A 12,459-nucleotide genomic window follows, 5' to 3' on the forward strand; every position below is an offset into this window, starting at 1 on the left:
CAGCTTGTATGTGAAGTGGTAATTAAATTTGGAATGATCAAGGAATATTAAAACTTTTTCAGGATGAAAGATATGATAGTAAAATCGAGTAACAATTTATTGATTTGTCGAGTAATTGGAATATCAATTTTAATCCTAACCATAACCAATAGCGCGACAGCCAACATGAACTCAGTCATGGACGAAGTAGTAGTTACGGCAATGAAGAAAACGACGGCGATTAGTATTCAAGATGTTCCTACAGCTGTCACCGCATTTGACAATGTTCAACTAGAAAATAGGCATGTAACTTCTTTGGGTGATTTGGGATACAGTGTGCCGAATGTATCCCTTGATGATATTGGTACTTTTCCTGGATATGCAAATTTCTCCATACGTGGACTTGGTATCAATAGCTCTATACCTTCTATTGATCCAACAGTTGGTGTTTTTGTCGATGGTATGTATCTGGGCATTAGTGGTGGTGTGCTTTTTGACAACTTTGATCTACAGAGCATAGAAATATTGCGTGGCCCTCAGGGACTTTTGTTCGGTAGAAACGTTACTGGCGGTGCAATTCTATTAAATACAACAGTCCCAGGTGATGAATTACAAGCTAATGGGCGTTTTGCTCTTGAAAGTGGAACAAAAAAGATCACTAGTGGAGTGCTGTCTGGACCGGTAATTAACGATCTTTTAAATGCTAAGATTGCCGCCTATTACTCCGACGATTCTGGGTGGTTTGAAAACACACACACCGGTGACCGGCACGGTCGCTCTGAGACCAAAATTATTCGTCATGCATTAAATGCTTACCCTCTGGATGGACTACAAATGATCCTAAAGTTGGAGTTGGGTCAAATGGAGGGAGATGGTCCTGCCAACCAAAACAGGGACATTGCGGCACTGAGCGAATTCGACATTCAAATTGATGAACCCGGGTATTCCGATGTTGATTGGAAAAGCGCAGTATCGGAGAGCAATATCAATATTGCACTTGGAGATGGTGTTCTCACCAACGTTTTTGCCTGGCGTCAGTACGAAGCCGGTACCTTATCGGATATTGATTCTTCTCCAATTATAGGTGCTCATGCTGAAACATGGACTGACCAGGAGCAATTCAGTAATGAGCTGCGTTACTCAGGTACTTTTAACTTAGTAGACGTGACCGCGGGTATCTATTACTTTACTCAGAATATTGACTATATCGAAGACCGGTTGGTGAATACTGGAGCGTTACGTTTAACTGGTGGTGGGGATCAGACCTATAAAACTTTGGGCTTTTTTGCTTCAACAGATTGGCACTTATCTGAAAATTGGCTATTAAATGCAGGTATTCGCTTTACCCACGAAGAAAAAGAAGCGGCCCTTGCAGATCTCGTGCCTAGTGGATGCAGCCTCATGAGACAAAGTTGTAATGTGACGTTCAATGACAATGAAGAGTGGAAAGCCTATACTCCAAAATTTGGGTTTCAATGGGTACCAGATGATGATACTCAGGTTTACGCTTTTTGGACTCGCGGATTTCGCAGTGGTGGCTACAATTTCCGTAATAACGATACCACAATTCCTGGCCCATTCGATCCAGAAAAACAGGATGCCTATGAGGTTGGTGTCAAAAAAGATTTCTCAAATACCACACGAGTTAATTTATCGGCTTTCTATAACGAGATTCACGATCTTCAGAGGGAAATTTCCTTTATAGGACAGGATAATGTTACTTTTCAAACAATAACTAATGCTGCGGATGCACAGATATTGGGTGTTGAGTTAGAAAGTCAAGTATACCTATCGAACAAAATTTCATTTACTGGTCATATTGGATATATGGATGATAAATATACACATATATTTTATGATTTTAATGAAGATGGGGAAATTAATAGTTTTGATAAGAAGCTGAGCCTGCCGCGTTTAGCTCCTTGGAGTTATGGTGCCTCGGTAATCTATTCCCAAGATATTGGCTCTATTGGCATTTTCAGTGGCAGTGTTGCTTTCAATCACCGGGACAGACAATTCTATGACGATAACAATCGCGGTGTGCTGAGCGCGGCAGATATGCTCGAAGTGAACCTTTCGATAGAACCAGCTGATGGTGGCTGGAAGTTTTCGCTTTATGGCCGTAATCTTCTTAATGAAGTAACGGAAGGCCTTAATACCAGTATGCCAATTTATAGCCAGGAATCGACATTTACAATTTTAAATAAGGGACGAATTTTCGGTACGGAGTTTGTTGTTAATATTTAGAGTTGTAATTTTCCAATGCTCGAATTTTTGACTGTGCAATGTAATCAGCGACCTTAGTGTTTAAAATATATTGATTTTGTTTGATTGTACACTATTAAAATTTATTTATTTATTTTCTATAGATATCAGCATCCAGCGATAAAACTATTCTTGCTGCTGATTTTTAGGCCTTGTATAATTAATTTGGTACAGGATTTTTTAACCTGCTTTAGGGAAGTGAAGTTATATGATTAAAGTATCCCCCAAACCTAATCTTCAACTTATCTACGTGTCTGATATTGAACGTTCAACGGGCTTTTACAAAATGCTTTTCAATTCAGATCCGATATTTTCCAGTCCTCGTTATGTGGCATTTGCAGCGGATGGCGAAGCATTATTTGCCCTTTGGACAGGGGGAGCAGAGCCAAATGCTGATACCCCTCGTTTCTCTGAGATTGGTATTATGTTGCCTTCTAGTGAAGATGTAGATTCTCTTTATGAGAATTGGCGAGAGAATACCGAAATCAAGTTTGCGAAAGAACCTTACAATGAGGTCTTTGGCCGTACTTTTCTTGTTGAAGATCCAGATGGCCATATAATTCGAGTATGTCCTGTAGATTAAGTACTAAATAATATTCTGTGAAGAGTTTTGTGTTTTCTTCGTCTAATTGAAGTTTTCACAAGGTGCTTGTTTTTTAGTGATTTCATGTGTATTTAATCAAGTTGCACTGCAGTTGGAGTAATTGATTGTCCATTGCAGTGCAGTTGTAAAATATGATTGGCTGCGTGGGTAGAAACTCCAACCTCCTAGCCAGAAGGATTCTCGTAGGCAAACAATTCCCTTGTGAATACTGGAATTGTCGATTGATAAAAATCAATTTCCGAATAAGATCAAGATCACAAATTTAGAGAAAGTGGTTGGGAGATGTGAAGTAGGAAAATGACTATTTTGAATGCAATTGATTACCGTTAAGCCGATTGATTTTAGAGGCAATATTGCGGTTCTTAAGTTAGACTACTCATTTTTTTTGAGAGTTTTTCTGGGTAGTATGGGACCCATACCGAATACCCGGAGTCTAGTTAATTTTATTCGTAACACCACTAAGCAAGTTTTTATTAACGTTATCCTCAAACAATTATCCAAAATTAAAATCTTAATCCATATTGATAAGGTTGATGAATCTACATATATAGGGCGTTATAGTTTATTAGGCCTTTCCAGTAAAAATTCTCGGCTATTACCAAGGCATAGAGAGAATTACATTAATGCACCGGTATTTAAATTTTACACTTAAGAAAGAAGTTGAAAACAGGTATTTTGGTAAAAATTAATATTCAAAATGTCAGTTGATTTTACGGTGGGCTCTATTCATTAAATCGTAAAGCTTCTGACTGCCAATTAGAGTCTTCACTATTGATGCTTCAGTTGATAGGTGGAGTCAAGGTTAACCTCTCTGCCAGCTTCGCTCATAAGCCTCTCATTCAAGAGATTTAACTAGCTTTAGAATATTAAGATTAAGTAGGCTTTGTATGTTTATGGGGCTCTTAGCTTTAAAGAGAGAATAGAAGTTGACTGTTCGGTCAATTGATTCTTAGTCATATGATAAAAGCTTGTATATGCTTGCCAAGATTAACGATGAATAGTTATAGTACGTCTCATTTTAGCGTGGCCTAGGCTCCGCTCCGGAAGCATACATTTGCTAGTTTTTTAACTGGAGTTCAGTTTTTATTATTCCAAATGATAGTTAGAATTCAAAATATGATGTGTGAAAATATATGGGAGATGTAATCCCTTTTAAAAAGAAAACTGCCTGGCAGAAACACAAGGGGAAAACCCTGTGTAGAGAGGGTTTCCATAAATGGAAGGTGATCACCGAGCGTAAGTTTGATGTTAAACAGGGAAAGCTGGTCACTGAGTATCGTTGTGAGCGCTGTGGAAAAAATAAGACCCGGTTACTCTAAGGATGTTTCCCACCGGTAATTTCTGTCCAGGTTGAATCAATGTGATTAGACAGCTCCTTTAATGGTTGGGGAAGCGTCTTTTCTTAACATTAAGGGTGGGGGCGGCTTTAAGCTGCACCCACCCGTAGACCATTATCTACTGACTGTCTGTTCCTGTCCTGGATCGATAGCAGTAAATTAGTAGCGATAGTAGCGACCGCGATAACGATAGTAGTCTCTACGTTTGCGCTCCCTGTCGTAGAGATAGCCGGCTCCAGCCCCAATAACTGCCCCTGCAGCGGTACCGCCTGGACGTCCGCCGCTAATCAGGGCGCCGGTAACGGCCCCAATGCCAACCCCGGTGCCTATTCGGCGGTCGGTATCACTCATATTGGCACAGCCTTGGCCTCCCAGGCTAGCGCTGAGCACAGCTGCCAGGCTGAGATATTTAATAGCTTTAATACGCATAGGCACCTCTGTTAGTAATTGCCTGAGGTATAGGAACGGCGGATTAGGCCGAACAATTTCGGAGCCAGTGTAAGGTGGGCAGAAAGCAGCAACAAATTTCCAGGGCGAGAGCTTGCTATAGCACAAAAGTGAAGTTTTGTCGGATTTTGATATGTTTGAAAAACAGTACCTAATAGAGGTAGCGCGGACGCCGATGCCTTTTGGCAAATATACGGGGCGAGCGCTTATTGATCTTCCTGAAGAGTATTTGCTCTGGTTCTCCCAAAAAGGATTTCCCGAGGGGAGACTGGGGCAACTGATGGCGTTGACTTTGGAAATCAAAGTTGAAGGGTTGCAGGGGCTTATCACCCCATTAAAGCAAAGTAACACTTGAAAAGCTTTTATAAGTTTTTCCTATTTGTCCAAATTCTTAAGTGCAATATCTATCTTCTTTGATATCCCTCTTTGAGTGACTAATATATTAATGCCTAGGTGTGCTTCGCGGAGCGAAGTGAAACAATAAGCGGTCCGTAATGGAGACTGGACTTACCCGGAAATAGGCCCACAGCGGGTGACCACTGGTCTGAATGATTTCAGCGAGGTTGCAGCGGGAGTAGAGCCAGTCAATTGAAAGAGGGAGCGGTCGAAATGATTTCGGCCGCTAATTAATTGTAAGCAGCTCAAATTTAAGTTGCTGATCTCGGTCCGCGAAAGCGCTCAATTCGCCCAACTCTTATGAGTTAGGTGCTTAGTTTTCCTAAAAAATTTGATTGGTTGGAGATTGTGCGAAAAATCAGAAATAAAGTAGGACTTGACGGGCCCAAGTACTGATGCGTTGAGCATAGGAAGGCGTAGGGGCCCAATGAAGGCCCCTTTAAGATTGTGCTATTTATAAGTCAGAGCGGGATACGGATAACTACACCACCCATAGTTTCTCCGAGTTCAAAGTTGTCTCGTGGACTGTCCACATGGTCATTGTGGCAGCTGACGCAAGCGGGGGATACGCCGACATCAGCATAGACTGCAGTAAAGTATTCTGTGTCGCCCAGTTTTTCACGGCCGTAAAAATTCTTACCTGGGTTATCGATTACATACTGTAGCCCTTCTTTTTCCATATCAGTGCGCGGTTTATTCTGCTTGTTAACAGGCCAAAGGGATAGCAGGGCATAGTTAAAACCAGAGTCTTTTTCTGCAACACGCTCGGCTCCCATACGCATCATTTGCGCGGGTAGCGGCAGTAATTTTTTATCCTGCCAGTGTTCGTCAGCGTCCAGAATTTTCTCTTCATTCTGCAAACGGTTAACTACCTTGTTGGTGTAGTTTGCTCGATCCGCCTCAATCACGGCAAAGATGGCATCCGCCATTCGCTCGGGCGCAACTCCCTGATTTTTTTCGCAGCCAGTGAGCAGTGCCAGTCCGGCGATAAAACAAGCGGCAATACGCATAGTGTTCCCCTCCTATTGGGATTGTGTTTGCTTATTTTTGCTGTTGGAAATCTTCGCAATACGGTCACGAATCAAGTCAAATGTCTCGTGTTTATCCGCAGGTTTATACTTGAAATTCTGAGAGATCAATTTTTTGTCTGCCATTGCTGCCAAGGAAAACTCAGCCCCATGGCAATTTAGGCAAACCGGTAACATTTTTTCGTTGGGGCGGAGATTATGGTTCTGGTTGTGATTCACCACGATTTGTTCACTATGGGCTTCCCGTGGGAGATGGCAGCTTGCACAGCTGGCACCCTGCTCGGGGTTAGACTCCCACGCATTAAAATGGGGGGACTCTTTATAGGCCAGGCTGTGCTCATCACTATGACAACTGAGGCATGCCTCTACTGCAGCATATTGCAGGTCTACTTCGTGAGGGCCGTGACAGCTGATACAGTTTAACTCACCTGATGCATTACTCTGCATAGGAGTCCTGGCCAGTTGAGGAGACATGGCACCGACCTGTTCAGCAAAATTTTCGGGCAGTTTGGAAGAGAGGCGCATGCCATGTTTGCCTTGGGTGAAAGACTCTTTCTGCTCGCTGTGACAGCTGGCACACTGCTCAAGAATTTCCACACTGTTAAATTGCATTTTCCCGTCAGCGTGGCAGCTGGTGCAATTCACGTCTGCCTGAGCGTGAGCGCTTTGCGCCCAAGCAGCTGCAATTTCTGTACTCCTACTTTCAACTTTCAGGTCAGCATGAGTCAATTGCAGCGGTTCTTTGTTCGGGTTTTTCCGCAACCAGGCAGCCATTGCGGTGCGTGCTGGCAGTTTTGCCTCATCAAGAAGGTCGGGTTGCCCAACATGGGCAATCAGGAAGTCCTCATAGAGAGTGCCATTGTCATGATAATTATGGCAGCCGGCACTGGCACAGGTTTCGAAGCCCATACCCTGGTGACTACTGCGTTCCTCGGCAATATCGCTATGGCAGTGGAAGCAAAAATCCCCGGCTAGGGTTACACCCATTTCACGAGTAATTTCCTGCTTGTGTTCTGTGTGACAACTAATGCACTGACGCGCATCAAGAGTCTCTAGTAATTGAGCATTTCTGGGATCGAGAAACTTCTTCCGCGGATGGGAGTCGTCGGCGAGCTCCAGTTCTTCCGCATGGCAGTTCAGGCAGGACTTCTGGATTGCATCTTGTCCAGCAAAACCATCTGCGTGACAGGAAGTACATGCGAGCTCTATTTGATGGTGCCCATGGGTAGGCTCACCGGTTACGAATAATGACTTATCGGCTACGGTTAGGTTGTACGCAGCCAATGAACCAACAGTGAGCGTCAGCAACAGGCCGTAATGCCAGAATTTAAATTGATAAGATTTCATTTAGAAGTAATAAACAGCGAGAATATGATAAGCAAGGAGTACCGGCAGCGCCCAGAGCAGGGCGTAGTGAATGCGAGACCACCACTTGCGGTGTTCGCGCAGCCTGAGATCCGTCCAGTGATGATTGCGAGCCATAAAGACACCGACCAGTGAGCCGGTTGCAGTTACCCCCAGAAACACCAACATCAGGACCAGATTGAGATTTTTCCCAAGGCGAAACCCTGTATGCACTGCAAGTGTTGCAAGGGCGACAACGCCAATCAAACTGTGTGCGTAACGCCAATGGTCCATATGCCCGAGAGTTATTTTTTTCCAGCGCTTGCGTACACTGAGAGCGGCAGTAAATATACACAGCACTAATATGCTGTAACCGGTAACCTGCTTCCAGAAATTGTCATACCACAATTTGTCCCAGAGTTGTCCCGATTGTACGGTGTCTGAGACTGGGGGGGAGGGCATCAAAAATGCCAGCGCTATGAGGAGTAATGATATGAGCGAGGTAATTAGTATACCTTTGGCATGGCGCATCACCAGGTTGGGAACAGGAGCATCCAATAACTCTGCCATCAGAGGGCGACAACTGCCGCATACAGAACCCGCGGTGGTGGCCTGCTGTAACTCGTTGAGAGTGCGCTTGCCATCAGAAATGGCTTTGCAAAGTTCCCCTTTACTGACTGAATTACATTGGCACACCAGATAGCCATCAGGAAAATCCTTGATGCTATTGGTTTTTTTCTTGCCAAATAGACGCCCCTCACTTTCGAAGTCACTGAAGGCGCGTTGACTAATTTTTTCTTCCTGGGCCACGGCTTGGCGCAGACTACTGGCCTCATCCCAGCTACCAATATAGACGGCGCCGAGGATAAGCCCATCCCTGACGAACAGGCGCCGGTAAATTCCCTTGAAGCGGTTGCGGTAGATGTAGCTCTGTACATCATCCCCTTGCTTGAGATTGTCCGAGGCGACATCCCCAATAATTGCACAGGGAATATGGGCAATTTTAAGCTGGATATCGGTGTAACTTCCGGAGTAGGGGCGCTCTAGCACCTCACCGCCATGATTGCGGCGAATATGTGAGCAGCAACTCTCAGCTTGTTCATAACCGGGGCGCACCAGCTGATAAACCTTACGGTCATGCTCAGCGCACTCTCCAATTGCGTAAATGTCGGGATCGGAGGTTTGCATCCACTCGTTAACAACAATTCCCCGCTCGGTTTCCAGACCGCTTTGTTGGGCGAGTGTGACCTCAGGCTGGATACCCGTACATAGAACTATGGCATCTACGTTCAGGTACTCACCATCAGAAAACTGCAGAATGTTGTTTTCTTCGTGCTGCTCAATCGCCTTAAGGGCATTGCCGACTTTAAGTTCAACGCCGAGTGCTGACAAGGAGGACTTCAGAAACTCCTCTCCCTCTTCACCAAGCAGGCCACTGAGTAATTTACCGCGTGATTGTAGGGTGACGGAATTTTTTGGGGTCTTTAGTGCGGTTGCAGCTTCAAGCCCGAGCGCACCGGCGCCGATAACGCAAATGTCCGCGTGGCGCTCACGTAGGGCAATCAGGTCATTCGTGTTACGCAGACTGCGAAATGGATAAACACTGGGTAGGTTCGCTCCGGGGATTTGAGGAATGGTCGGATTGGAGCCTGTAGCAAGGATCAGCTTGGTATAGGGTTGTATATTGCCCTCGGCATCGGTGACCGTTTTGTTTGCGCGATCAATCGCCACAATTTTCCGATCGATATATTCGGCAAGCCTGTGATCAGTCTTTCCGAGGATTGGGTTGTCGAGCTCCTCCCGATCCACATGGCGAGAGAGATATTGTGAGAGCTTTACTCGGTTATAAGGTGATTCTATTTCTGCTCCATAAATAACAATTTGAGCTTCGTCACAGAATTCCAGGAGTTTTTGTGCGCAGCGGACCCCGACGGGCCCGGTACCCACAATCACATAAATCGGATAGCTGCTATCACTGGTGTGGGTGCTATCTGGCGTATATTGTCGAGCAGCTGAACTTTCTAGTTCAGTCATATTTCCCCCAAGTACTCCGGCTTTTACTACTGGCCTTTTTGTCATTCTTGTTTTTAAGCCACAAAGCTATCAGAACTTCTTAGACCAATATCCCATCACGGAAATTTTTTTTAAATTCTAATTCCCCTATGTTTAAACAAAATTAAATAAACGTCTAGTGTTGAATAAGAATGACGATAGAGAATAGGAAGTTAAGGGAGGTCTGGATGGAAAGTTTTATTAAGTTATTGTAATTGCGCACTTTTTTGGGGCTTGCCCAAATTGCAAATAAGTAGAGCAGGTGCTTGTTCGATGAATTTTGACAAATTGCTTTAGTGGGGGGAGCCTGTAAGAAACTATTTTCTAGTGAGTCTTTGATTAAGTGGAGATGCAGTGGTGCTTTATTTTCTGAGGGTTGGGAAATTGCGCCCCGTCCTTGTGGGCCGCAGTGAAATTCCCGTGGATTTTTATTCAATAAGTTATTGCTTACTCAGCGGCTTGCGCCCAATTCCTGTAGAGCTGAAGTAACAGTATATTCCACTGATTGGAGAAGCTTTTGTCAGGAGGGTTGGTAAAGAACGTAGAGTTCTTTTTCTTCCAATGCAGTACGGCGAGTAAGTGCTTCGCCAATCTTTTGGTAGTCCATCTTAAAATCGCGAACCATCTCTGGAGTAAATGCCTCGTGGTTGTAGCGCTTACAGAATTGCACCACAGCATTGGCAATTTCGTTCATGTCAGTACGAAAGTCTTTAACTACCTGCAGCGTGTGGGCATCGCCGGCCAGTGCTTGTTCCAGATAGACATAGAAACGCACGTTTTCCTTGATCAGGTGCGCTTGAAAGCCAGACTTAAACTGGGTTAATAGTTGCGATAGCTGGCGGTAGTTCTGTTTTTCAAAACCCTCAGACCACATACGCTGAAAAATTCCGATCAGGTGACGGTGATCGTCTTCCAGGGCTTTAATTAATGTTGGGTCATAAGAGATTGTGCGGGCGCCCTTGGAGCCGGCATAGGTACTGCGGGTGTATTTTTCTTCCAGGTCGGCAGACTCTTCCGACTTGCTACTTCGGAACATACCGGAGATAAAGCTAAGCATATGCTGTGCCCTTAATTAGTATTGTGGTTTTGTGTTTGTACGAGTAAGGAGTTCCGCGGATGGAAAGTAACTGCCGAGTGGGAACGCAGTGTTATTTCGCTATGGCCGGGGAGCGGCGGATTTTACATTGGATGACAGCTTATTTACTGCCAAATAGGGAAGGGGATTTGAGCAAAATTTAAAAAATGAGGTGCGTGTCACATTTTTTGCGTGAAACCACTATTGCGCTATTAAAATTGTGTTGAATATTTATTTGTTCAAGACGCATAAAAAAGCCCGGTGGTGCCGGGCTTTTTTTGGGGAGCTAATTAGCGCTGTTCCAGGGGGACATAGTCGCGCTGAGTGTAGCCAGTGTAGAGCTGGCGCGGGCGGCCAATCTTGTACGGGTTGGAAATCATTTCATTCCAGTGGGCGATCCAGCCTGCGGTGCGGCCAGTGGCAAAGATTACGGTGAACATATCGGTGGGAATACCGATCGCTTTCATAATAATGCCAGAGTAGAAGTCTACGTTCGGGTAGAGCTTTTTCTCCACGAAGTAATCGTCCTCAAGGGCGATTTTCTCCAGCTTTTTGGCGATCTTCAGCAGCGGATCATTCTCTGCACCCATAGCACCCAGAACTTCATCACAGATGCCTTGCATTACGCGGGAGCGCGGATCGAAATTCTTGTAAACGCGGTGGCCAAAGCCCATCAGGCGGAAGGGGTCGTTCTTGTCTTTGGCGCGTTTAACAAACTCATCGATGCGGCTCTCATCACCGATTTCCTGCAGCATGTTCAGTACAGCTTCGTTGGCTCCACCGTGTGCAGGTCCCCACAGGGCGGCAATACCGGAAGAGATACATGCGAACGGGTTGGCGCCGGAGGAGCCGGCCAGGCGCACAGTAGAGGTGGAGGCATTCTGCTCGTGGTCTGCGTGCAGCAGGAAGATGATATCCATCGCCTTGGCGACAACCGGATCGACCTTACTGGTTTCGCAAGGGTTGCCAAACATCATGTGCAGGAAGTTTTCGGAGTAGCTGCGGCTGTTATCCGGGTACATGAAGGGCATGCCTTGGGAATGCTTGTAGCACATGGCAGCCAGGGTTGGCATTTTTGCGATCAGGCGGTGTGCGGAAATTTCACGGTGCTGTGGATTGTTGATATCCAGGGAGTCGTGATAGAAGGAGGCGAGGGCGCCTACTACGCCACACATCATGGCCATTGGGTGGGCGTCGTAACGGAAGCCTTTAAAGAAGCTAACCAGGGACTCATGTACCATAGTGTGAGACATGATGGTGTCTACGTACTTCTTTTTCTGCTCGGCATCTGGCAGTTCGCCGTTCATTAACAGATAGCAGGTTTCCAGGTAGTCGGATTTTTCTGCCAGTTGTTCGATGGGGTAGCCGCGGTGCAGCAGTTGGCCCTTGCCGCCATCGATAAAGGTAATCTTGGATTCACACGAGGCAGTGGATACGAAGCCCGGGTCATAGGTGAATAAGCCTTTGCCGGTCAGGTTACCGACATCGACAACATCTGGGCCGAGGGTGCCAGATCGTACGGGCATCTCTATCGCGCCGTCGATACCATCGACTGTGAGTTGCGCTTTTTTATCGGACATTGCGGACTCCTAAAACTGTTCTTATGGCGGCCTTTTCCTAGGATTTTCGGGTGCTGGCAGCCTTTTGAGCGGGCCAAACTTAAGTGCCGGGCCTCAAATTGTCAAACCAAAAGGAGTGGACGGTCAGTCTGCGGGCAACAGGATATCTGGCGACAGGGCGGGCCTGTAGAGCTTTTGCCTGGAGTGAGGCGTGAAAATCTGCGGAAATCCCGCGGCGCCAATTGACAGGTCATGAAGACCGCCAAAGCCGGCAGTTTCCCAGGCGTTCGTTGTGTTTTGACTATTGAATGCCTATAATCCGCGCGGCTTGCGCCATGGTACGGCTACTTTGTACAAGGCTTCAACAGGTCGA

General features: G+C 45.7%; 10 protein-coding genes. 4 read left to right on the forward strand and 6 right to left on the reverse strand.

Annotation, left to right across the window (positions count from 1 at the left end; translation table 11 throughout):
* Positions 1-177 precede the first annotated feature (177 nt).
* The 3 genes from ACJJIP_RS04290 to ACJJIP_RS04300 all read left to right on the forward strand — a co-directional run bounded on the left by ACJJIP_RS04290 (position 178) and on the right by ACJJIP_RS04300 (position 4,167).
* The gene (locus ACJJIP_RS04290; RefSeq protein ID WP_444946285.1) at positions 178-2,226 is read left to right on the forward strand and encodes a TonB-dependent receptor; all 2,049 of its coding nucleotides are present in this window, start codon (positions 178-180) and stop codon (positions 2,224-2,226) included.
* 226 nt (positions 2,227-2,452) lie between these two features.
* Positions 2,453-2,827 carry a VOC family protein gene (locus ACJJIP_RS04295; protein WP_282952682.1) on the forward strand — a complete coding sequence of 125 codons (375 nt, stop codon included), beginning with the start codon at positions 2,453-2,455 and terminating at the stop codon, positions 2,825-2,827.
* A gap of 1,154 nt (positions 2,828-3,981) precedes the next feature.
* Positions 3,982-4,167, forward strand: coding sequence for a hypothetical protein (locus ACJJIP_RS04300; RefSeq protein WP_020412669.1), 186 nt, complete (start codon positions 3,982-3,984; stop codon positions 4,165-4,167).
* 177 nt (positions 4,168-4,344) lie between these two features.
* Here the strand turns inward: ACJJIP_RS04300 and ACJJIP_RS04305 are convergent, their stop codons facing one another.
* Positions 4,345-4,614 carry a YMGG-like glycine zipper-containing protein gene (locus ACJJIP_RS04305; protein WP_020412670.1) on the reverse strand — a complete coding sequence of 90 codons (270 nt, stop codon included), beginning with the start codon at positions 4,612-4,614 and terminating at the stop codon, positions 4,345-4,347.
* Between the two features lie 151 nt (positions 4,615-4,765).
* Here ACJJIP_RS04305 and ACJJIP_RS04310 point away from each other — a divergent pair, with 151 nt between their 5' ends.
* Complete coding sequence (locus ACJJIP_RS04310; RefSeq protein WP_282952683.1) at positions 4,766-4,987, forward strand: DUF3820 family protein; 222 nt, start codon at positions 4,766-4,768, stop codon at positions 4,985-4,987.
* Between the two features lie 502 nt (positions 4,988-5,489).
* Here ACJJIP_RS04310 and ACJJIP_RS04315 read toward each other — a convergent pair.
* From ACJJIP_RS04315 to gltA, 5 genes are all read right to left on the reverse strand, one after another.
* Positions 5,490-6,038 (reverse strand): Tll0287-like domain-containing protein, encoded by a 549-nt coding sequence (locus tag ACJJIP_RS04315; RefSeq protein WP_020412672.1) that lies wholly within the window; start codon positions 6,036-6,038, stop codon positions 5,490-5,492.
* 12 nt (positions 6,039-6,050) lie between these two features.
* On the reverse strand, positions 6,051-7,403 hold the full coding sequence (locus ACJJIP_RS04320; RefSeq protein ID WP_020412673.1) for a cytochrome c3 family protein: 1,353 nt from the start codon (positions 7,401-7,403) through the stop codon (positions 6,051-6,053).
* The gene (locus tag ACJJIP_RS04325) at positions 7,404-9,434 is read right to left on the reverse strand and encodes an FAD-dependent oxidoreductase (protein ID WP_444946286.1); all 2,031 of its coding nucleotides are present in this window, start codon (positions 9,432-9,434) and stop codon (positions 7,404-7,406) included.
* A 538-nt stretch (positions 9,435-9,972) separates the two neighbouring features.
* Positions 9,973-10,509 (reverse strand): hemerythrin domain-containing protein, encoded by a 537-nt coding sequence (locus ACJJIP_RS04330; RefSeq protein ID WP_282952687.1) that lies wholly within the window; start codon positions 10,507-10,509, stop codon positions 9,973-9,975.
* Positions 10,510-10,817: 308 nt separating this feature from the next.
* Entirely contained in the window at positions 10,818-12,107 is a 1,290-nt protein-coding gene (gltA, locus tag ACJJIP_RS04335) for a citrate synthase (protein ID WP_020412675.1), read from the reverse strand.
* Positions 12,108-12,459 lie beyond the last annotated feature (352 nt).

It is taken from the genome of Microbulbifer variabilis, assembly GCF_052467165.1.

Bases quoted from the DNA above. Each gene is read 5' to 3' on its own strand.
- ACJJIP_RS04315 (WP_020412672.1), bottom strand. From the start codon at position 6,038: ATGCGTATTGCCGCTTGTTTTATCGCCGGACTGGCACTGCTCACTGGC.
- gltA (WP_020412675.1), bottom strand. From the start codon at position 12,107: ATGTCCGATAAAAAAGCGCAACTCACAGTCGATGGTATCGACGGCGCG.
- ACJJIP_RS04310 (WP_282952683.1), top strand. From the start codon at position 4,766: ATGTTTGAAAAACAGTACCTAATAGAGGTAGCGCGGACGCCGATGCCT.
- ACJJIP_RS04295 (WP_282952682.1), top strand. From the start codon at position 2,453: ATGATTAAAGTATCCCCCAAACCTAATCTTCAACTTATCTACGTGTCT.
- ACJJIP_RS04300 (WP_020412669.1), top strand. From the start codon at position 3,982: ATGGGAGATGTAATCCCTTTTAAAAAGAAAACTGCCTGGCAGAAACAC.
- ACJJIP_RS04290 (WP_444946285.1), top strand. From the start codon at position 178: ATGGACGAAGTAGTAGTTACGGCAATGAAGAAAACGACGGCGATTAGT.
- ACJJIP_RS04330 (WP_282952687.1), bottom strand. From the start codon at position 10,509: ATGCTTAGCTTTATCTCCGGTATGTTCCGAAGTAGCAAGTCGGAAGAG.
- ACJJIP_RS04320 (WP_020412673.1), bottom strand. From the start codon at position 7,403: ATGAAATCTTATCAATTTAAATTCTGGCATTACGGCCTGTTGCTGACG.
- ACJJIP_RS04305 (WP_020412670.1), bottom strand. From the start codon at position 4,614: ATGCGTATTAAAGCTATTAAATATCTCAGCCTGGCAGCTGTGCTCAGC.
- ACJJIP_RS04325 (WP_444946286.1), bottom strand. From the start codon at position 9,434: ATGACTGAACTAGAAAGTTCAGCTGCTCGACAATATACGCCAGATAGC.